At 64.1% G+C, this 21,062-nt stretch carries 19 protein-coding genes (1 of these 19 only partly in view); 9 read left to right on the forward strand and 10 right to left on the reverse strand.

Going from position 1 to position 21,062, the window contains the following annotated elements; all coding sequences use genetic code 11:
* The 4 genes from G5C33_RS05465 to G5C33_RS05480 all read right to left on the reverse strand — a co-directional run.
* On the reverse strand, positions 1 to 1,250 hold the 5' portion of the coding sequence (locus G5C33_RS05465; RefSeq protein WP_165326291.1) for an alpha,alpha-trehalose-phosphate synthase (UDP-forming). It extends 166 nt beyond the left edge of the window; the window shows 1,250 of its 1,416 coding nt (coding positions 1-1,250); it begins with the start codon at positions 1,248 to 1,250; its stop codon lies off the left edge, out of view.
* Positions 1,247 to 3,040 (reverse strand): glycoside hydrolase family 15 protein, encoded by a 1,794-nt coding sequence (locus tag G5C33_RS05470; RefSeq protein ID WP_165326292.1) that lies wholly within the window; start codon positions 3,038 to 3,040, stop codon positions 1,247 to 1,249. The genes G5C33_RS05465 and G5C33_RS05470 overlap by 4 nt, the downstream gene beginning before the upstream one ends.
* Positions 3,037 to 3,804: a trehalose-phosphatase gene (gene otsB / locus G5C33_RS05475; RefSeq protein ID WP_228275199.1), complete on the reverse strand. Its 768-nt coding sequence runs from the start codon at positions 3,802 to 3,804 to the stop codon at positions 3,037 to 3,039. Before otsB ends, G5C33_RS05470 begins: the two co-directional genes overlap by 4 nt.
* 204 nt (positions 3,805 to 4,008) lie before the next feature.
* Complete coding sequence (locus tag G5C33_RS05480; RefSeq protein ID WP_165326294.1) at positions 4,009 to 4,431, reverse strand: DUF2147 domain-containing protein; 423 nt, start codon at positions 4,429 to 4,431, stop codon at positions 4,009 to 4,011.
* 107 nt (positions 4,432 to 4,538) lie between these two features.
* On the opposite strand from G5C33_RS05480, the gene mtnP reads away from it, so the two are divergent.
* Positions 4,539 to 5,405 (forward strand): S-methyl-5'-thioadenosine phosphorylase, encoded by an 867-nt coding sequence (gene mtnP / locus G5C33_RS05485; protein ID WP_165326295.1) that lies wholly within the window; start codon positions 4,539 to 4,541, stop codon positions 5,403 to 5,405.
* 19 nt (positions 5,406 to 5,424) lie between these two features.
* Here the strand turns inward: mtnP and G5C33_RS05490 are convergent, their stop codons facing one another.
* Entirely contained in the window at positions 5,425 to 6,351 is a 927-nt protein-coding gene (locus G5C33_RS05490; RefSeq protein WP_165326296.1) for a hypothetical protein, read from the reverse strand.
* Between the two features lie 161 nt (positions 6,352 to 6,512).
* On the opposite strand from G5C33_RS05490, the gene G5C33_RS05495 reads away from it, so the two are divergent.
* On the forward strand, positions 6,513 to 8,288 hold the full coding sequence (locus G5C33_RS05495) for a tetratricopeptide repeat protein (RefSeq protein WP_165326297.1): 1,776 nt from the start codon (positions 6,513 to 6,515) through the stop codon (positions 8,286 to 8,288).
* Between the two features lie 10 nt (positions 8,289 to 8,298).
* On the opposite strand, the gene G5C33_RS05500 is transcribed toward G5C33_RS05495, so the two are convergent.
* Positions 8,299 to 8,610 (reverse strand): YciI-like protein, encoded by a 312-nt coding sequence (locus tag G5C33_RS05500; RefSeq protein ID WP_165326298.1) that lies wholly within the window; start codon positions 8,608 to 8,610, stop codon positions 8,299 to 8,301.
* A 9-nt stretch (positions 8,611 to 8,619) separates the two neighbouring features.
* On the reverse strand, positions 8,620 to 11,295 hold the full coding sequence (acnA, locus tag G5C33_RS05505) for an aconitate hydratase AcnA (protein WP_165326299.1): 2,676 nt from the start codon (positions 11,293 to 11,295) through the stop codon (positions 8,620 to 8,622).
* A gap of 426 nt (positions 11,296 to 11,721) precedes the next feature.
* On the opposite strand from acnA, the gene G5C33_RS05510 reads away from it, so the two are divergent.
* The 4 genes from G5C33_RS05510 (at position 11,722) to G5C33_RS05525 (ending at position 15,811) form a co-directional block, all read left to right on the forward strand.
* Positions 11,722 to 13,527, forward strand: a complete 1,806-nt coding sequence (locus G5C33_RS05510) for a DUF262 domain-containing protein (protein WP_165326300.1) — start codon at positions 11,722 to 11,724, stop codon at positions 13,525 to 13,527.
* 153 nt (positions 13,528 to 13,680) lie between these two features.
* The gene (locus G5C33_RS05515; RefSeq protein WP_165326301.1) at positions 13,681 to 14,562 is read left to right on the forward strand and encodes a hypothetical protein; all 882 of its coding nucleotides are present in this window, start codon (positions 13,681 to 13,683) and stop codon (positions 14,560 to 14,562) included.
* 79 nt (positions 14,563 to 14,641) lie between these two features.
* The gene (locus G5C33_RS05520; protein ID WP_228275200.1) at positions 14,642 to 15,259 is read left to right on the forward strand and encodes a superoxide dismutase family protein; all 618 of its coding nucleotides are present in this window, start codon (positions 14,642 to 14,644) and stop codon (positions 15,257 to 15,259) included.
* A gap of 84 nt (positions 15,260 to 15,343) precedes the next feature.
* A complete protein-coding gene (locus tag G5C33_RS05525; RefSeq protein WP_165326302.1) occupies positions 15,344 to 15,811 on the forward strand; it encodes a low molecular weight protein-tyrosine-phosphatase in 468 nt (155 codons plus the stop codon).
* 44 nt (positions 15,812 to 15,855) lie between these two features.
* On the opposite strand, the gene thpR is transcribed toward G5C33_RS05525, so the two are convergent.
* Complete coding sequence (thpR, locus tag G5C33_RS05530; RefSeq protein ID WP_165326303.1) at positions 15,856 to 16,398, reverse strand: RNA 2',3'-cyclic phosphodiesterase; 543 nt, start codon at positions 16,396 to 16,398, stop codon at positions 15,856 to 15,858.
* Positions 16,399 to 16,515: 117 nt separating this feature from the next.
* On the opposite strand from thpR, the gene G5C33_RS05535 reads away from it, so the two are divergent.
* From G5C33_RS05535 to G5C33_RS05545, 3 genes are all read left to right on the forward strand, one after another.
* Positions 16,516 to 17,271 (forward strand): Bax inhibitor-1/YccA family protein, encoded by a 756-nt coding sequence (locus G5C33_RS05535; RefSeq protein ID WP_165326304.1) that lies wholly within the window; start codon positions 16,516 to 16,518, stop codon positions 17,269 to 17,271.
* A gap of 331 nt (positions 17,272 to 17,602) precedes the next feature.
* Positions 17,603 to 17,902 (forward strand): hypothetical protein, encoded by a 300-nt coding sequence (locus tag G5C33_RS05540; protein WP_165326305.1) that lies wholly within the window; start codon positions 17,603 to 17,605, stop codon positions 17,900 to 17,902.
* 53 nt (positions 17,903 to 17,955) lie between these two features.
* The gene (locus tag G5C33_RS05545) at positions 17,956 to 18,921 is read left to right on the forward strand and encodes a cation diffusion facilitator family transporter (RefSeq protein ID WP_165328723.1); all 966 of its coding nucleotides are present in this window, start codon (positions 17,956 to 17,958) and stop codon (positions 18,919 to 18,921) included.
* A 123-nt stretch (positions 18,922 to 19,044) separates the two neighbouring features.
* Here the strand turns inward: G5C33_RS05545 and G5C33_RS05550 are convergent, their stop codons facing one another.
* Complete coding sequence (locus tag G5C33_RS05550; protein ID WP_165326306.1) at positions 19,045 to 20,355, reverse strand: amidohydrolase; 1,311 nt, start codon at positions 20,353 to 20,355, stop codon at positions 19,045 to 19,047.
* 68 nt (positions 20,356 to 20,423) lie between these two features.
* A complete protein-coding gene (locus G5C33_RS05555) occupies positions 20,424 to 21,053 on the reverse strand; it encodes a DUF4893 domain-containing protein (protein WP_165326307.1) in 630 nt (209 codons plus the stop codon).
* Between the last annotated feature and the right edge of the window lie 9 nt (positions 21,054 to 21,062).

The following is a 21,062-nucleotide window of genomic DNA, read 5'->3' on the forward strand; positions in this document are numbered from 1 at the left end:
CTGATGGCATCGGCAATTTCTTCGGCGGACAGCGGATTGACGAGCAGCGCAGTGGGCATTTGCGCCGCGGCACCGGCGAAGCGCGAAAGAATGAGGACGCCGGGGTCCTCCGGGTCCTGCGCGGCAACGAATTCCTTGGCGACCAGGTTCATCCCGTCGCGCAGCGGCGTGACCAGCCCGATGCGCGCGGCCCGATAGACGCCGGCCAGCACGTCGCGCGGATAGCCTTGATTCACATATCGGATCGGCACCCAGTCAAGATCGGCATAGGCGCCGTTGATGTGGCCGGACATGGCCTCCAGCCGGGCGCGGATGCGCTGATAGCTGTCGACCGCGGCGCGGCTGGGCGGCGCGATCTGGAGCAGGAACTGCTCCTTTCGCTGTTCGGGGTTCTCTTCGAGAAAGCGTTCATAGCCGTTGAACCGCTCTTCGAGCCCCTTGGAATAATCGAGCCGATCGACGCCGACGATCATCGCGCGATCGACCGCGCTCTTGCGCATCTGATCGAATGTCGCGGCGGCGACATCCGAGTTGGTCATCTTCGTGAAATCCTGCGAATCGATGCCGATCGGGCAATTGAGCAGCTGGACGGTGCGATCCCCCAGCCGCACCACGCCATCGCCTTCCAGAGTGGCGCCGAGCTCGATACGCGCGAAATCGCAGAAGCTTTCCAGCCATTCCTGCGTATGGAATCCGATCACATCATAGGCGAACATCGATGCCACCAGTTCGTGCGCCTCGGGCAGGGTCGTCAGCAGGCGGCGCGGCGGCCAAGGGATGTGCAGGAAGAAGCCCATCCGGTTGTTGAACCCGCGCTTGCGCAGTTCGGCGCCGAGCGGGAACATATGGTAATCCTGAATCCAGATGACGTCCTCTTCCTCGATCAGCGGGCGAACCGTATCGGCGAAGCGTTCATTGGTGCGCTGATAGCCACCGGCGAAATCGCGCTCATATTCGGCGAGATCGATGCGGTAGTGGAAGAGCGGCCACAGCGTGCGGTTGGCGTAGCCGTTGTAATATTCCTCGATATCCTGCTCTTCCAGGTCGACCGTAGCGGTAGTGACGCCTTCGTTGCGCTGGAAGTTGATCTGGCCGGTGAACTGATCGGTATATTCGCCGGACCATCCGAACCAGATGCCACCGGATTCGCGGAGCGCCGCCTGAAGCGCGACGGCGAGGCCGCCCTGAGCGCCCGACATCGAACCCTTGGGAGCGCTCACCCGATTGGAAATGATGATCAAACGGCTCATCGTATGGAGCTCCATGGTTTGCTCAACAGCACTGCGCAGTTGATCATGCCGACAAGCGAGTAGGTCTGCGGATAGTTCCCCCACAATTCGCCCGTAACCGGTTCAATATCCTCGGAAAGTAGCCCGGCGCCGGTGCAGCGTGACAGCATTTCCTCGAAAAGTTCGCGAGCATCTTCGCTGCGGCCGGTGAAGTGCAATGCCTCAATCAGCCAGAAGGTACAGACGTTGAACGCCGTTTCCGGCAGGCCGAAATCATCCTCGGTGGCATAACGCAGCATGTGCGATCCCCGGCGCAGCCCTGCCTCGACCGCCCTTAGCGTTCCCTGGAAACGCGGATCGTCCGGCGGCAGGAAGCGCAAGTCTAGCAATTGCAGCAGGCTGGCGTCGAGATCGCTGCCGGAGAAAGTGGCGGAGACGAAATCCTCTTCCTCGCGCCACGCCGATTGTTCGATTCGCTGGCGCATCGTACCGGCGCGCGCTTCCCAGAAATGCTGGCGTTCGGGCAGGCCCAGTTCGCCCGCGACATTGGCGAGCCGATCGCATGCCGCCCAGCACATCGCGGCGGAATAGGTGTGGACGCTCTGCCGCGTGCGCAATTCCCACAATCCGGCATCGGGCTGGTCGTACAACTGCCAGGCGCGTTCGCCGATCCGCTCCAGCCCCTCGAAATCCTCGATCCCCGCCATGCGAAACAGGCGATGGTCGAAAAACGCCTGCGCGTTGGAAAGCACGATCTGGCCATAGGCGTCATGCTGGCGCTGGTCATAGGCGGCATTGCCGATCCGTACCGGCCCCATGCCGCGATAGCCGGGCAGGTCGCGCGCGATCCGTTCCTCGAGCGTCGCTTCGCCCAGAACGCCGTAGAGCGGCTGGATATGCCCGCCCTTCGCCGCATCGACGATGTTGCGCAGATAGACGAGATAGTTTTCCAGCACGTCGAGCGCGCCGAGCCGGTTCAGCGCCTGCACCGTGTAATAGGCGTCGCGGATCCAGCAGTAGCGGTAATCCCAATTGCGCTGCGAATCCGCATGTTCGGGGATCGATGTGGTCAGCGCGGCGACGATCGCGCCGGTTTCCTCATGCTGGCACAGCTTGAGCGTGATCGCCGAGCGGATCACCACTTGCTGCCATTCGAGCGGGATCGCGAGACCACGGACCCATTCCTGCCACTCCAGAGTCGTATTGGAGAGCATGTCCTCGATCGTTGCGGCGACATCCCCCGCGAAGCTCTCGTCGGGGCCGAGGAAGAAATGCAGCGGCCGTTCGGCGCGGAAGCTGCGTTCCTCCTGGATCATCCCCACCGGTGCGGTGGTGGTGAGGCGCAGCGTCATTGCGTCCATCGCATAGCGGATATGATTCGATCCGCCGATCCGCTGCTGACAGGTGCTGCCGTGATGGCAGGTGGGGCGCAGACGGACCCGGATCCGCGGGCTGCCCGCGACCGGGCGGACGATCCGCGCATAGGCGACCGGACGATAGGTGCGACCCAGCCGCTGGAAGCGCGGGCAGAAATCGATCACTTCGATGGCATTGCCGTTCGCATCGGTATGACGGCTGATCAGGATCGGGGTGTTGCGCAGATAATGCTGCTCGACTGCGATACAGTCTTCCAGCTCGACTGCCCACATGCCCTGGGCGGATTCGCCGTTCGGATCTTCGCCGCGCACCAGCGAGGAGAACATCGGGTCGCCGTCGACGCGCGGCACGCACCCCCAAACGAAATTCCCGGATCGATCGATCAGCGCGCTTACCTGGCAATTGCCGATGGGCCAGAGATCCAGGTTCGTCACGCGAGCGCCTCCGTTGCCGCAGCCAGCCAGTCGAGCGTCGCGGAGACGCCTCCCAGGCGATAGCTTGCCGATGTATCGCGCGGCGGCCCGACGAGCACGCCTGCGCCGCCGAGCGTTTCCGCCGCTTCAAAGCCGGGTTCGTCGGTCGTGTCGTCGCCGAGGAAGACCGGCCGGGTACCCGCGAATTTGGCCTGTTCCATGAAGGTCGCGATCGCGCGCCCCTTGTCGCCGCCCGACGTGCGTACTTCGAACAGCATCTTGCCGGGCTGAAGCTTCAGCCCGTGCACTTCCGCCAGCTTGGTGGCGAGCGCGCGGCACGCGCTTTCCGCCTCGGGCGCCTGGCGGAAATGGAGCGCCGCGCCGAGCGGCTTGTCTTCCACCATCACGCCGGGATTCTCGGCGGCGAGCGCCGTCATTTCGGCGTGCACCTCGGCAAGCGATGCCGGCCGTTCGGCGGCCGTCCGGCGTCCGTCGGCCCACAGGAATTCCATTCCGTGGCTGCCCGCGATCGCGAATCCGGGCATCGCGCCGCCACCCAGGAAACCGCGCACTTCGCTGGCGGGGCGGCCGCTGATCAGCGCAACCCGCCCGTCGAGCACCGATACCAGCGTCGCGATGAGTTCGTGCAGGCGAGCATCGACCCGAACCGCGTCGGGCCGGTCGGCAATCTCCACCAGCGTCCCGTCAAAATCGAGAAACAGGCTCGCGCCGGATAACAGATCGTCCGGCGGGGCCGGAAGTTGTTCGCTCGTTCCGCTCTGCACAGTCCCTCCCTGCGGCATATTGCTGGCGAAAGAAAGGCTGGAGCTTTCTGTTCGTTCCTTCGCCCTTGTCGGGGATGGGCTTCGCAACTGCAACATGGTTTCCGGGCCGTATCGGGCGACATCATGCAAAAGCGCCGGCCGCGAAGGATCGCGACCGGCGCCATTTTCAACGGATTTGCGCTGCGGGGGATGCCCCGGCGGCGCTTACTGTACGCGAGTCCAGGTCTGGTTCTTGCAGATGAAGGCGATGCACCCCTTTACCGACAGGCGATTGGCGCCCTTGCGTTCGACCACCGAGCGATAGGTGTCGCCGCCGCGCGGATCATAGATGCGGCCGCGCCACAGATCGTCGTCGCGCGTCATTTCGGTAAGGATCGGCAGGCCGAGTATCGGCCGGTTGCGCAGCTCGGGATCGGGATTGTGCTGATCGCGCCCGTTCGAATCCGGCGCACGGCGGATGACGCGCGAAATCTTTCCGCAAACCTGATTGCCGCAGGGGGCAATGGTGATTTCGGCGGTGCCGTCTTCCACCAGCCAGGTGCCGGTGATGGCAGTGTTGCTCTGCTGGGCCGAAGCCGGCAGCGCGAGAAGGGCCGACGCGGCAAAAAGCGACAAGGCGCGGAACATGGTCTCTCCTGAATAAAGAAATCTCGACAGTGCCCGGGTCACTGGGGCATCAGCCTTCCATGTACGCGCCCGGCGGGGCCGGGAACAAGCAGAATATGGGAGCGACCATGAGCGGCTGGACGATCGGAATCATCGGCGGATCAGGGCTTTACGATGTCGAGGGCATCGAGGACGCCGACTGGGTCGAAACGCAGAGCCCCTGGGGCAAAGCATCGGACGATTGCTTCGTCGGACGCGTCGGCCATGTCCGCGTCGTCTTCCTGCCGCGCCACGGCCGCGGTCATCGCATTTCGCCCGACCAGCTCAATGCGCGCGCCAATATCGATGTGCTGAAAAGGCTCGGCGTCACTGACGTATTGTCGATCTCTTCGGTCGGGTCGCTCGCCGAAGGGCGCCCGCCGGGCAGTTTCACCATCACCGATCAGTTCATCGATCGCACCCGGGGCCGTCCGTCGAGCTTTTTCGGAAGCGGCATGGTGGCGCATGTCTCGATGGCCGATCCCGTCTGCCCGCGCCTGTCCGGCCTCGTCGCCGACGCGGCGAAGGAAACTGGCGTGCAGGTCGATGTCGGCGGCACCTGTCTGGTGATGGAAGGGCCGCAATTCTCGACGCGCGCCGAAAGCCATCTCTATCGCAGCTGGGGGTGCGACATCATCGGCATGACCGCGATGCCCGAAGCCAAGCTGTGCCGCGAAGCCGAGCTGCCCTATGCGATGGTCGGCATGGTCACCGATTATGACTGCTGGCGCGAAGGCCATGAGGACGTGACGGTAGAGCAAGTGATCAAGCAGCTGATGGGCAACGCCGAAAAGGCGCGCGCGATGGTGCTCAACCTGCTCCGCGCGCTGCCCGAGGAACGCCCGGCGAGCCCGATCGACACGTGCCTCGACACCGCCCTGATCACTGCCCCGCATGCCCGCGATCCGCACGTGCTGGCGAAGCTCGACGCCGTGGCCGGGCGCGCGCTCGGGTGAGGGCGACGGGCGGCGCGGGCTACAGGGTGTCGGGTTCCGCCCGCCCTTCGATCTGTCGCGGATTGAACAGGATGCCGCGGCGGGCCTGCGCTTCGTTCCTCTCGCTGCGCTGCGCGATATTCGCGCTGTTCTGGAACTCGAGATCGGGATGGGTTCCCGGCGTATAGTCGTTGTCGGCATATTGGGTCAGCGGCATGGGCCGGGTAGGCAGCCCGGATCGGCGGATATCGGTCACCCAGTGAACGCCATGCTCGCCTTCGAATTTATAGTGAACACCGATGCGGTAGCTGAACAGATAGCCGGCAGCGAAATCCACGCCCAGAATAAACTCTTCCGGCTCGTGCGGGGCGAGGCTGAAAAAGTCGATGTCGTCGCGATACTCGCCATTCATCGAATCGACCAGCGGAGCGTAGTGCCAACCCTTTTGCGCAGTGACGCTGCCGACAAAGTAGCGAATTTCGGCGGCCGCTCCGCGCTCTCCGCCATAATATCCGGCCAGGTCGTCCGATATCGGTCGAACGTCCACGACATCGATGATCAGATAGGGGGCTGTTTGCACATAGACGCGGTCAGCGCTCGATTCGATGCTGATCAGTTCCATCCAGACATTCGGGAATGCCTCGGGCACATGGTCGCGGATCCAGGAAATCTTGCGCCCTTGGTACCGCGCCGGAAAAGATAGATTGTCGTCCACGATCGGCGCCGGTCGAGCGAGGATCGGCACAAATCCCGAGCGATCTTCGGCGTCGCGGCCGATATCGTCGACGCTGTCCTGCACACGCCCGACAGAGGAAGCAAGCTGCTCCGTTTGTGCTGTGTTTTCAGCATTTTGACTTTGAGAAACAGCGAAGTCGAAAAAAGAAAACAACAATCCGAAGATGCCAATCAAGGCAAAAAGGCCGGTGGCAAATGGATGTCTTCCGCAAACCTCGATAAAATCGCGCATTCGGTTGCTCATTGCCTGCCCCCCCCCCCGGAATTTGAGCCTGAATTCGCACGGATCAGAGGGCTGTTGCGGTAGCAAAGAGCGCAGCGCGACTTCAAGCTTCCTCTCCTCTTCCGTCAGATTTTGCGCTACGCAGTATCGGAACATCGGGAGGTCATGGCATGCGTCTGATCAGTCCAGTATTCGTCGCTGCCAGTTGCGCAGCGCTTGGTTGTGGCGCTTCGGTGCCCGGTTCGGTGACAACGCCGCAGTCCGTTCTCGAAATGCTCGATCCGACGCGGCGCGCGGCTTCGGTTTGCGGTGCGCGGGGCGACGGGCTGGCCGAGCGGTTGCGGCTCGCCGCCGAATATGGCGCGGTGCATGGCGGCGAGACCGGGCCGATGCCGCTGCTTTCGGGGCTGCCGCCGGTCGCGCTGACGATCAGCAGCGGCGATCCGGTCGCGCAGCGCTATTTCGCGCAGGGGATGATGCTCGTTTACGGGTTCAACCATGTCGCCGCGATCCGCTCCTTTCAGGAAGCGCAGGCGCGCGATTCCGATTGCGCGATGTGTTTCTGGGGCGAGGCACTGGCCTATGGCCCCAATATCAATGCGCCGATGGACCCGGCGACGCGCGACGCGATGTTCGCCGCGCTGGCGCGCGCCGAGGAACTGGCGCCCGGTGCCACGGTACAGGAACAGGCGCTGATCGCGGCGCTTGCCAAACGCTATTCGCAGGCGCCCGACGCCGATCGCGGCGCGCTCGACGCCGCCTATGCCGAAGCGATGCTTGCGGTGGCGGCGCGCTGGCCCGAGCAGGAGGATATCGCCGTTCTCGCCGCCGAGGCGGTGATGGGGACGAGTCCCTGGAACTACTGGGAAGCGGACGGGCGCACGTTGTTTCCGGCGATGCTGCCCGCGAAGCAATTGCTCGAAACCGTCGTCGCGCGCACGCCCGATCATCCGCAGGCGAGCCATTTGCTGATCCACCTGATGGAAGCGAGCCGCGACGCCAAGCTCGCCGAGCCCGCCGCCGACCGGCTGGCGAGCGGCATCGCACCCGGGGCGGGGCATCTCGTCCATATGCCCGCGCATATCTATTTCCGGCTCGGGCGGTTCGCGGATTCGATCCGGGTGAATGTCGATGCCGTGCGCGCGGACGAGGCGTTTCTCGATCAGGTCGGCGACGACGGGCTCTATCGCTACGGCTATTATCCGCACAACGTCCATTTCCTCGTCACGTCGGCGCAGATGGCGGGCGATCTCGACACCGCGCTGCGCGAAAGCGCGCGGCTGATGGACATTCTCAAACCCGATCCGGCGATCGAGATCGGCTGGATGCAGATGATCCATGCCGCGCCCTATCTGGCGCATGCGCAATTTTCCGATGCCGACACGATCCTGGCGCTGCCCGCGCCCGATGCGCGGATGCCGATGGTGGGTGGATTGCGGCACTATGCCCGTGCGGTTGCCTATGCCGAGCGGCAGGATGGCGAAGGCTTTGCCGCGTCGCTCGCCGCGCTGCGCGCGGCTGGAGATGCGCCCAATATCGCCGCGCTCGAAGCGCAATATTTCCCGGCCGGGGATGTGCTGCGGCTCGCCGAAACGGTGGCGCAGGGGCGCTGGGCGATGGCGGCGGGCGATTGGGACGGTGCCATCGCGCAGTTCACCGCTGCTGCCGAGATCGAGGACGGGCTGCCCTATCTCGAGCCGCCGATCTGGTCCTATCCGGTGCGACAGGCGCTTGGCGCCGCGCTGTATCAGGCCGGGCGCTATGGCGAAGCGAAGACGGCGTTCCTCACCGCCCTATCCGCCTATCCGGCCAATGGCTGGGTGCTGTGGGGGCTGGGAAAGACCGAGCAGGCGCTCGGCAACCGGCTGGAGGCCGAAGCAACCGAAGCGGCGTTCGGCCGGGCGTGGCTGGGCGATCCGGCCTGGCTGACGATGGCGCGGCTGTAGCGGAAAAGGCTCAGCCGTCGACCGGCGGCATCGGCATCGCCGCGTCCTTGCCCGCGACCGTATACCATTGCCGGACGGTCCAGTGCGTCACCAGCCCTTCGGTGACATAAGGATCGGTGCGGGCAAATTCCTCGGCCGCTTCGGGCCCGTCGCCCTGAAACAGCAGGAGCGCCGTGTCGAGCGGGTCGACCAGCGCTCCGGCGAGGATCAGATCGCCCGCATCGGCCGCGGCCTGCGCCTTGGCAAGATGCGGGACGCGTACCTCCTCGCGCCGGTTCATATAGTACGGCGCGAGGGTGTAGGTGAGCAGCCAGTGGGCCACCGTGCTGACTTACGCCGCCAGCTTGCGCAGCACATACTGCAGGATGCCGCCGTTGAGATAATATTCGAGCTCGTTGACGGTATCGATGCGGCACTTGGTCATGAACGTCTCCTTCGACCCGTCGGCGCGGGTGAGTTCGACTTCCACGTCCTGACGCGGGCGGATGTCGGCGATGCCCTTGATCGTGAAGGTCTCGCTGCCGTCGAGCTTCAGCGTCTCGCGGTTCACGCCTTCGGCGAACTGGAGCGGCAGCACGCCCATGCCGACCAGGTTCGAGCGGTGGATACGCTCGAAGCTTTCGGTGATCACCGCGCGGACGCCGAGCAGGATCGTGCCCTTCGCCGCCCAGTCGCGCGACGAGCCGGTGCCATATTCCTTGCCCGCGACGACGACCAGCGGCGTGCCGTCGGCCTTGTGCTTCATCGCCGCGTCGTAGATCGGCATGACTTCGCCATTATATTTGGTCACGCCGCCTTCGGTGCCCGGCGCCATTTCATTGCGGATGCGGATGTTGGCAAAGGTGCCGCGCATCATCACTTCATGGTTGCCGCGGCGCGAGCCGTAGCTGTTGAAGTCCGCCTTGGCGACCTGATGCTCCTGCAGATAGGTGCCGGCGGGGCTGTCGGCCTTGATCGAACCGGCCGGCGAAATGTGGTCGGTGGTTACCGAATCGCCCAGGATCGCCAGCGGCTTGGCGTCGATGATGTCGCCGACCGGTGCGGGCGTCATTTCCATGCCTTCGAAGTAAGGCGGGTTGGCGACATAGGTCGAGCTGGGGTTCCACTGGAAGGTGTCCGAACCCTCGACCTTGATCTTCTGCCAATGTTCGTCGCCGGCATAGACGTTGCCGTAGCGCTCCTTGAACATGTCTTCCTTGACCGACGACATGATCAGGCCCTGCACTTCCTCGTTGCTCGGCCAGATGTCGGCGAGGAACACGTCCTTGCCGTCCTTGTCCTGACCCACCGGCGTTTCGGTGATGTCCTCGGTGACGGTGCCCTTGATCGCGAAGGCGACGACGAGCGGCGGCGAGGCGAGGAAGTTGGCGCGCACGTCCGGCGACACGCGACCTTCGAAGTTGCGGTTGCCCGACAGCACCGAGGCGGCGACGATATCGTTGCCGTTGATCGCCTTCGAAATCGGCTCGGCGAGCGGACCCGAATTGCCGATGCAGGTGGTGCAGCCATAGCCGACCAGATTGAAGCCGAGCGCGTCGAGATCGTCCTGCAGCCCCGCCTTGGCGAGATAGTCGGTCACGACCTGGCTTCCCGGCGCGAGCGAGGTCTTCACCCACGGCTTGCGGGTCAGCCCCTTTTCGCGCGCCTTTTTCGCCACCAGACCCGCGGCGATCAGCACCGAGGGATTGGAGGTGTTGGTGCAGCTGGTGATCGCGGCGATCACCACGTCGCCGTCGCCGATGTCATGATCGCGGCCTTCGACAGGCGTACGGACCGGGCGTTCCTTCTTGTACACCTTCTGAAGGTCGCCGTTGAACACTTCGTCGACGGCGTCGAGGCTGACGCGATCCTGCGGGCGCTTCGGCCCGGCGAGGCTCGCCTTGACCGTGCTCATGTCGAGTTCGAGCGTGTCGGTGAAGATCGGCTCGGGCGCGCTTTCGTCGTGCCACATGCCCTGCGCCTTGCAATAGGCTTCGACCAGCGCGACGTCCTCGTCCGGGCGGCCGGTGAGGCGCATATATTCGAGCGTCTTGTCGTCGATCGGGAAGAAGCCGCAGGTCGCGCCATATTCGGGCGCCATGTTGGCGATCGTCGCGCGATCGGCGAGCGTCATGCTGGCCAGGCCCGGGCCGTAAAATTCGACGAACCGGCCGACCACGCCGCGCGCGCGCAGCATCTGAGTCACCGTCAGCACCAGATCGGTCGCGGTGATGCCTTCGGGCAGCGCGCCGGTGAGCTTGAACCCGACGACTTCGGGGATCAGCATCGACACCGGCTGGCCAAGCATCGCGGCCTCGGCCTCGATCCCGCCGACGCCCCAGCCGAGCACGCCCAGGCCGTTGATCATCGTCGTGTGGCTGTCGGTGCCGACCAGCGTGTCGGGATAGGCGACCGGCGTGCCGTCCGGCGCTTCGCTCGACCACACGCCGCGGCCGATATATTCGAGATTGACCTGGTGGCAGATGCCGGTGCCCGGCGGCACGGCGTGGAAATTCGCCAGCGCCTTCGACCCCCATTTGAGGAATTCATAGCGTTCGCCGTTGCGCTGATATTCGAGCTCGACATTCTGCTCGAACGCCTTGGGCGTGCCGAATTCGTCGACCATCACCGAGTGATCGATGACGAGATGGACGGGCACCTGCGGATTGATCTTCTCCGCGTCGCCGCCGAGCGTGGTGATTGCATCGCGCATCGCGGCGAGATCGACGACGCAGGGAACGCCGGTGAAATCCTGAAGCAGCACGCGCGCGGGGCGATACTGGATCTCGCGCTCGGGCGCGTGCGGGTTTTGCTGCCAGTCGACGATCGCCTGCGCGTCATCGGGCGTGACCGACGTCCCGTCCTCGAAGCGGAGCATGTTTTCGAGCAGCACCTTCATGCTGAAGGGCAGGCGGCTGACATCGCCCAGCTTCGCCGCCGCCTTGGGCAGCGAATAATAGCTGTAGCTCTTGCCGCCGACGCTGAGCGTGTCGCGGGTATCGAGGCTGTCCTGGCCGATTGCAGTCATGTGAGGGCCTTTCCCTTGTTTTTGACCCAAGCGCGGCGGAGGCGCGGATGGTTCCGCGATGCGCAGCCCGGGCATGTGAGCACGAGAGTCGCGCGCGCTGTAGCAAGGGGGTGGGGGTTGGGGAAGTGGGGGAGGGGGAATGGCGGCTTCGCGCCCTAATATCGGACGTAGGCAGGGCAAATTTCACGGCCTGAAATCGGTCGTTCATTCCGTTCTCAGAGTGCAACTGATCGTGCGGCACTTCGCGTAAATCTGGATTCTCAAGTTTTTCCCGTACTGCACGTCGCATAGGCTCGTGCCTCTCTGACACGCAGCCACATTCGTTTAACCTGAAAGTTGTCGTAAGCCCCTCTGGCCAAGTTTGGATTTTCGCGTAATGGTCCTATAACGGCGAATGGAAACAGACGATTTAAGGCAACTTGAAAATTGGCGGCAGTACAACAGGAACTCACGGTTCGCGGCGAGCAGGTCGAGCGGGTTTTTATCAATTTCCGTGAAGACAAATACGTTGTTAACCGGCGGTATCAGCGCAAGCTGATCTGGACTATCGAGGAAAAGCAGAACTTCATCGACTCCATCATAAAGGGGTTTCCTGTCCCCATAATCTTGCTCGCTGAACCTGTAGGACGACCGGACGGAACTCTCGAGATCATCGATGGGATGCAACGCATGAACGCCATTACGTCGTTCATTGGGAACGAGTTCCCAGTTGATGGCGGTTACTTCGATCTGAACACGTTTGCCACGACGAAGGACCTGCTTGATCGGGAAGTGATCGAGCAGAAAACGCCGATGCTTGACCGAGATCGATGCCTCGCAATCGCATCCTACCCAGTTCCAATTTCAATCTACGAGGCGGCGCGCGGTGAGTCGGTCGAGGAAGTCTTTCGTCGCATCAACTCTGGCGGCCGTCAGCTTTCTCGACAGGAGCTCCGGGCGGCAGGCGCGACGGATGCATTCGCCGAGTGCGTAAGGCAAATCTCCGCGCGTGTGCGTGGCGATACTTCCAACTCCGACCTGCTGTTGTTGGGTGAAATGCGCAAGATCAGCATCACCAATAGGGAATTGGAGTACGGTATAAGCGCCGATAGCGTCTTTTGGGTCGCCCACGGCATCTTGACGAAGGACCAGCTCCGCCAAAGTCGCGATGAGGAAATGGTCGCGGATCTCGTCGCCTACATGGTCTCCGACGAACCTATAGCTTCGCGCACAGAGCTATTTGACGACTACTATGGCGCGACTTTCCCGATGACGCCAGCCAGCAAGGCACGATTCGACGCAGTCGATCAGGCAGTTAGGAAGAGAAGTCCAGAACTTGTCGACCTTGACTATCAGCGCGTCCAAGACAGTCTATCTCTGCTCTTCGGGCAAGCTAGGACAACCTTTTCTGGACTCATCTTTCCGAACGGGAATGGCGGCAACCCAGTTCCTCGATACTTCCAAGCCGTTTTTCTCGCCTTCCATGACCTGATCGTCAAGAAGAGCAAGGTCGTGTCGGACAGCGCGGGCTTGATCTCGCGGTTGACAGATTGTGGGAAGAATATCGATATTCAAGACGGCGGAAGATGGGGTGCGGAGAACCGGAGTAGGACTATTGACTCCGTAGTCGGCTGGATCCAGGCATTTTTCGAAGAGGATAAAAACCCAGATCCTGCGAGGGTTCATTGGGTTACCAAGTTCCAGAACCTGCTTACCAACTCATTGACCGAGCAAGCAGCCTACGATTTCAAGCAGGGCTTCTATACTCTTATCGAGCCCCCGTCCTTCGACGAGGGATCGTTCGACAAGATCATGGAAACCTGCGCAGCAATCGCCAACATTGGCAAGGGGCATAAGGGCTACGTGCTCGTCGGCGTTGCGGAGAATGCCTCAACTGCGGCAAGGGTTCAGGAAGTCTTCGGTAGCCAGCCACTATCTTACGGCGGGTTCCACGTGACGGGAGTGGATCACGAAGCACAGCACGCTGGAAAAAGTCTTGATCAAATGTTTCAAGAGATTACCGATCGTGTCGGTCGCTCCGGCCTCTCGGAACCCTTGAAGTCCTACGTTAACTCCCATCTCAAGTGCGTTCAGTACTACGATAAGACGATTTTCGTCTTTGAGATTCTGGGTCAGGACGGCCCCTCTCACTGGGGTGATAGGTGGCCTGAGCGACAAGGCACACAGGTCAAGAGCGTAACCCCAGACCGCATGGGAGCGTTGTTCGCACGCTTCAACCAAGCGGGTAGTTAGGCGAACGGCAGCTTTTCGGATATGTCGCGCCGAAGCTGACGGTCTGGAGACGGTCCAACAACCGCCGCTATCGACAGATGTTCCCATAATGTTCTTCCAATGTAGGATTTCATCCGATACGCCATTCGCTCCCTGAATAAAGGAGCGAGTCGGATGACGGCGGAGCGGGGCTGGTCGGCGGAGACGGAGGCGGCGTTTCTGGCGGCGCTGGCGGAGCTGGGGACGGTGAAGGGCGCCTGTGCGGCGATCGGCAAATGGCCGACCAATGCCTATCAATATCGCAAGACCGCGCCGGACTTCGCGGCGCGCTGGGACGCGGTCGTCGCGCGGCTGACCGCTGAGCGGGTACGCGCGCGGATCGGCGAGGTGCGCGACGGGGCGGGGATGATCCCGCGCTATCGCGTCCGCCGCGACGGCTGGACCGAGGCGCGGCAAAAGGCGTTTCTGCGTGCGCTTTCCGAAACCGGCTGCGTGCGCGACGCGTGCAAGCGGGTGCGGATTTCCAATGTCTCCGCCTATCGCATCCGCAAGCGTTCGGCGGCGTTCGCGCGCGCCTGGGACCGCGCGCTCGCCAAGGCGGCGCCGACGATCGAGCAGGCGGCCTATGATCGTGCGGTGGCGGGCTGGGAAGAGCCCATCGTGCACGGCGGGAAAGTCGTCGCGACGCGGCGGCGCTATTCGGATTCGCTGCTGCGCTTGCTGTTGACGCGCGGGGTGGCGGGGGCCGGGGCGGGCTCCGGTGCGGGCGGCGCGGAAGGCGAACCGGCCGATGCGGTGCGGCTGCCCGAGCTTTCGATCGGCGAATTCGGGCGACTGCGCATGGCGGACGGGACGCCGGTGGAAGCGCGCTCGCCGGTGGGGCAGGCGTTTCTGGCTTCGGTGGCGGAGCGGCAGGGCGTGCAGGATCGCTGCGACGGATCGGGCTATTGGGAAGTCAGCTGGGACGGCACGGTCGCCTATGCCAGCCAGATCGAGGCCAAGGCCGAAGTGCTGCGGCGGATCGAATTGCTGCGCGACCGCCCGGACGACATGTGATTGACGCACGCGCGACTGCGTGGAACCCTTGGCGTGGTCCGATCATTCCTGCAGGGTTCAGTCAAAGGAGAAATGGGGCATGTCCGTACTGCGTTACAGCCTGGTGATCGGTTCGATGGTGGCACTTGCGACCTCGGCCGGCTGCTCGAGCGAGACGACCACCTATGTCGACAATTCCACCGATATCCTGGCCAATGACGTCATGCCCGAACCCGAAACGGGCAATATGATGATGGGCAATGCGATGGTGCCGGGCGGTGAGCGCGCCGAAGCGGTGTTGAAGACCGCCGACGACACCGAAGTCGGCACGGCGGTGATCCAGCAGATGGGCGACGGGCTGCAGGCGACGGTGCAGGTGAGCGGCGTTCCGGCCGGCAAGCATGGCGCGCATGTCCATATGACCGGCACTTGTGAAGCCCCCGATTTCAAGAGCGCGGGCGGCCACTGGAATCCCGAAGGCACGCAGCACGGCCTCGAAAATCCGCAGGGCGCGCATGCCGGCGACATGCCCAATCTGGTCGTCGGCGCCGATGGCAGCGGATCGCTGACCTTCATGCTGCCGGGCGGGACGTTCGAATCGCTGATGGAGGACGACGGTGCGGCCTTTGTCGTCCATGCGGGCGAGGACGATCTGTCGACCGATCCGGCCGGGGATGCGGGTGCGCGCTTTGCCTGCGGCGTATTCGAAGCGGAATGAGCCCCGCGCCGGGGCTTTGATCCGGCGCAATTGCAGCGGCGACGCTTACGGCTATCGGGTGTCTTTCCCGGAGGGAGGTGCCTGATGCCGACGTCGCTGCTGTTCGTGTGCCTGGGCAATATCTGTCGCTCGCCGCTCGCCGAAGCGGCATTTCGCGAAGCTGCCGAACGGGCCGGGCTCGAGGTTGAAGTGGATTCGGCCGGGACCGGCGAATGGCATGTCGGCCACGCCCCCGATCCGCGGGCGCAGCAAGTGGCCGCGCGGCACGGGCTCGACATTTCGCACTATCGCGCGCGGCGCGTGTCGCCCGCCGATTTCCGCCAGTTCGACCATATCCTAGCGCTCGACCCCGAAAATCTGCGCGACCTGATCGCGATCGCGCCGAACGACACCAGCGCGGCGATCGGCCTGCTGATGGATCATGTCCCCGGTCGTGCGGGCCAGGGCGTGCGCGATCCTTATTATGGCGGCGAGGCCGATTTCGACACGGTGTGGGAGGATGTGCGCGCAGCGGCGTATGCTCTGGCGGCGAAGCTGGCCGAGGATCGCTAGCGCACGCGGAAACGGCCGGATTCCTGTCCCGCCTCTTCGGCTGCCTACCCCCGCCCCTCCAGCGGATAGCGCTCCACCGCCTCATAGGTCGCGCCTTCGCCGCCGAGGCGGCTTTCGAACAGCAGGAATTCGGTCAGCAGGAAGCGTGGCGTTGCCAGCCCTGCATGGTCGGCGAGCCAGCGGTCGGGGGAACCGGCGGTGCGGCTCATGCGCGCCAGGGTGATATGCGGGAAATAAGCGCGGTGCTCGGGGGAGAGGCCGGTGCGCACCAGCGCCTGATCGGCTTTCTGGTGCAATTGCGTGATCGCCTCGCGCGGGCGGATGCCGGCCCAGACGGCGTTGGGGCGCCCCTTGCTTTCGAAACAGCCGACGCCGTCGATCGCGACTTCGAATGCCGGTCCGCGGATCGCCGCGAGGGCGATCGCGGCATCGTTGGCGCGATGCATGTCAACGTCGCCGATGAAGCGCAGCGTGATGTGGAGCTGGTCGTCGCGCTGCCAGCGCGCGCCGGGAATGCCGCCATGCGCGGCCAGCAGCGCCTCCCGAATCGCGGGCGGCGGACGAAACCCGACGAATAACCGATGCATGATGAACCCGCCCTTAAAGGCTTCGGCCCGATGAAGGAACCGGTTTCGCTTGAAATTCGGGGCGGGAAGCCTGATATTTGCACCATCCGGCAGCCACGCCGGGCAAAGGAGTTCTAGATGGCGAATTGGTCTGATCCCCGGTCGACGGGCGCCCCCTATGCCGCGGGGACCGCGACCGAGGCCGGAGCGGTCGATGCGGGGCTGCGGTCCTACATGCTCACGGTCTATAATTTCATGATGTCGGGCGTGCTGCTCACGGGCATCGTCGCGATGTTCTTCGCGTCGAGCGGCGCGATTTCGATGCTGTACAACACGCAGACGGGCGGCGCGAGCGGCCTGGGCTGGATCGTGATGCTGTCGCCGCTGGCGATCGTGTTCGCGATGAGCTTCGGCATGAACAAGATGTCCAAGGGCACGCTTCAGGCGCTGTTCTGGGGCTTTGCGGTGCTGATGGGGGCCTCGCTCTCGTCGATCTTCCTCGTTTATACCTCGGCGTCGATCGCGTCGGTATTCTTCGCGACGGCGGCGGGCTTTGCGGGTCTCAGCCTCTATGGCTACACCACCAAGCGCGACCTCGGCCCGATCGGGACGTTCCTGATCATGGGGCTGTTCGGGCTGATCGTGGCGATGCTGCTCAATGCCTTCATCTTCCAGTCGCAGGAAGGCAGCATGATCATCAGCGCGCTGGGCGTGCTGATCTTCGCCGGCCTGACTGCCTATGACACGCAGAAGATCAAGAGCATGTACTTCCAGGTCTCGCACAATGGCGAACTGCAGAGCAAAGTGGAGATCATGGGTGCGCTGACGCTCTATCTCGACTTCATCAACATGTTCCTGTTCCTGCTGCGCCTGTTCGGCAGCCAGCGGAGCTGATCCCCGGATCACGGAATGCGAAAACAGGCCCGGCGGGGAAACTCGCCGGGCCTTTTCGTTTGTTGGTGTGGCGACGAAGTTTCAGCACCTGTGCGTTGGTCCTATTGGACGACACCTTCGCGTTCCTCCCCTGGAAGGGGAGGGGGACCGCCAGCGAAGCTGGTGGTGGAGGGGTAGCTCGCCTCAGGCGCAGCGTCAGCGGCCAATACCCCTCCACCGCCTGCGGCGGTCCCCCTCCCCCTCCGGGGGAGGGACAGTTTTGTGGCCGAAATCCGGCCGGGAACGCACAAGCGGGCTCGCTCGTTTTTCTGCTGAAAGCAGGAGATAACCGATGACCGATCGCAACCCGACCGCAGAAGCCGTGACCGAAGACATGTCGGTCGCACCGCCCGACCCGGAGAAGGACACCGCATCCGATCCCAAGGGGGCGTCCAAGGACGACGCAGGCACCGACGAGAGCATTTCCGAACGGCTCGACCGCAATCCCGAAAGCCGCCAGGCGCGGCTCGATCGCGGGCTGGACGAATCGATGGACGCATCCGACCCGCCCGCGACGACCCAGCCGGTGCACAGCACGCAGCCGCCCAAATCCTCGGGCTATGACCCGGAAGCGGAAAAGGCCAAGAAGTGAGCCGTCACCGCCGCTCCCGAACCGGGAGCGGCGCATAAGGGGGAGTGCGGCAACTGGGCGTACAGAAACAGAGCGCGGCCGAGGGCGGTCAGAAGCCCGCAGGCTGGCGCAAGCACATCGTCATCTATGCGGCGCTCGTCGCGAATCTCGGCATCGCCGTCGCCAAATTCGTGGCGGCGGCGATTTCCGGTTCGTCCTCGATGCTGACCGAGGGCGTGCATTCGCTGGTCGATACCGGCAATCAGGGGCTGCTGCTCTACGGCGAACATCGCGCCGAGAAGCCGGCCGACAAGATCCACCCCTTCGGCTACGGCCGCGAGCTCTATTTCTGGAGCTTCGTCGTCGCGATCCTGATCTTCGGCGCGGGCGCGGGGGTGTCGCTCTACGAAGGCTATGTTCATTTCGTCGATCCGCATCCGATCGAGGATCCTACGATCAGCTATATCGTGCTCGCCGTCGCCTTCGCGCTCGAAGGGACGAGCTGGTTCATCGCGCTGCGCGAATTTCGCGAGGCGAAGGGCGAGGCGGGCTGGTGGCGGGGACTGCGCGATTCCAAGGACCCTTCGACTTTCGTCGTGCTGTTCGAGGATTCGGCGGCGCTCGCCGGGCTGATCGTCGCGGCGGTCGGTGTCTGGGCAAGTGTGACGTTTGATATTCCCGAAATCGACGGCGCGGCATCGATGCTGATCGGGCTGATCCTCGCGACAGTCGCTACCCTGCTCGCGCGCGAGGCCAAGGGGCTGCTGATCGGCGAGCCGGCCGATCCGGTGCTGGTGCAGCGCATCCGCGACATGGTGGCGCACGAACCGGCGGTGATGCACGTCAATCACGTCCGCACTATCCATACCTCGCCCGATGCGATCTTCGTCGCGATCAGCGCCGATTTCGAGGATGGCGTTTCGCTTGGCGACGGCGAAGCGATCATCGAACGGCTGGAGGCGGAGCTGCGCGCCGCGATCCCGGCGCTGTCGTCGATTTACGTTCGGCCGGAGAAGCGGGAGGATGCCTGGGTGGATTGAGGTGGGCCCGCCCTCACCCTTCGCCGCCTTCGGCGTCTTTTCCCTCTCCCGATGGGAGAGGGAAGGAGGCGCGTAGCGCCGGGAGGGTGAAGGCGGTTTTCCTTCAGACTTCCTGCTAGCGCCTCAATCCTTCCCCAGAACATCCAGTGCTGCCAGCGTCAGCGCTTCGCTGGCTGTGCCGATCACCGCTTGCGCATCGGGCGCCCATTTGGGGCTGTGGAGCGAGGGCAGCTCGGCCTCGCCACGCTGCGCCGCGTCCCATTGCTCCTGCGGTACGCCGCCGACCCAGAAGATCAGGCTCTCCATTGTCGGATCGGCGCGGTAATAGCGGCCGAAATCCTCGCCGCCCATCACCGGCGTCGGCGATGTCACGCGCGCCTCTCCGAAATGATCGGCGAACAGCCCCTTCAGGCGCGTGGCGAACTCGGGCGTGTTGTAGGTCGACGGAGTATATTCGTCCTTCACCGTCACTTCGGGCAGCCGGTCCTCGGCGATGCCAGCCGCGATCGCTTCGCCGCGCGCGATCCGGGCGATGCCGTCGAGAAGTTGCTTTCGTACTTCGTCGGTATAGCTGCGCACGGTGAGCTGCAGCGTCGCGGTGTCGGGGATGATGTTGTGCTTTGAGCCCGCATGGAAGCTGCCGACTGTCACCACGGCGGGCTGCTGCGGATCGACTTCGCGGCTGACCAGCGTCTGCAGCGATGTCACGATGCGGGCGGCGACGACGATTGGATCCCTGGCGGTGTGCGGGTATGCGCCGTGGCCGCCGGTGCCGCGGACGACGATATCGACCGAATCGACATTGGCGAGCGCATAGCCGGGCGTGACGCCGATCATGCCCGCGGGCAATCCGGCGCTGTCGTGAAAGGCGATGGCGTAAGTGGGTTTCGGGAAACGCTCGAACAGTCCGTCGGCGAGCATCATCCGCGCGCCCATGCCGCGTTCCTCGGCGGGCTGCAGGATCATCACCAATGTTCCCGACCATTGGTCCTTGAGCGCCGCCAGCCGCCGCATCGTGCCGACCCATGCGGTCATGTGCGTATCGTGGCCGCAGGCGTGCATCACGCCGGCCTCGAGCCCCTCGTCGGTCGTCGCGCGGACGGTGGAGGCGAAGGGGAGGCCGGTCTCCTCGGTAACCGGCAGGCCGTCCATATCGGCTCGGATCAGCAGCACCGGGCCCGGTCCGTTCTCCAGCACCGCGACGACGCCGGTTCCGCCGACGCCTTCAGTAACGGCATAGCCCGCCTCGCGTGCCTTGCCCGCCAGCAGCGCGGCGGTTTCGGTTTCGTGCAGGCTCAGTTCGGGATTGGCGTGGAGATGGCGATAGAGTTCCATCAGGCCCGGCATGTCCTGCGGCGCGGGATCGGCGGACTGGGCCGACGCCCCGGCGGGCGCCAAAACGAGCGCGACGGCGAAAAGGATGGTTCTGCGCATGATGTCCCCCCGATTGCTGCGGGTGCAGCTTCGCGGGATGCGGCCGATCGCGCAAGGGCGCGGCGCCGCTATTCGCTCGCGGGCACCAGCTCGATCACTTCCAGCTTCGATTCGAAGCGCGGCCAGGGCAGGACCAGCCGCCAGCGCGCATCGTCGACACGTTCGACATAGCCGATCATGTCGCGCGTCGTATCGGTGCCGTAGCGCAGCGGCGCTGCTTCGTCGCCGAGCACGAGTGTGCCGAGGAAGATCGCGCGCGCGTCGCGATCGCGAAAGAGCAGCCCCACGGGGCGCTGCGTGCCGCCCAGCTTGTGCAGGCCGAGCACTTCATCCTCGAAAAAGACGCGGCATTCGCTCCACGGGAAGCGGATGAAATCATGCGCGGCGGGCCCGGCGGCGCCCAATTTGTAGGTGCGGCAGCGATAGGTGCCGGGCGGCGGCATGGCGCCTGCCAGCGCGCGATCGGGCGCGAACAGCGCGCCGCCCTGCGCGATCGCATCAGGATCGGCGGCGCGCGCGGCGGGCAGCGCCGCATCCCAGGCATCGTGCCAGCGACGCAGCCGGTCGCGATCGGCGGGCGTCGCGACGCCGCGCCAGTTCGACCCCATCTCTCCAGGCGGTGCATACATGCTGCGATAAATCCCGCACGAAGCGAGTGTGAGCGCTGCGGCGGCCGCCAGTGCGGATTTCCCGATCATCGAAGCCAA

The sequence above is a fragment of the Sphingosinithalassobacter tenebrarum genome (assembly GCF_011057975.1).
In the GTDB taxonomy this organism is placed as follows: domain Bacteria; phylum Pseudomonadota; class Alphaproteobacteria; order Sphingomonadales; family Sphingomonadaceae; genus Sphingomonas; species Sphingomonas tenebrarum.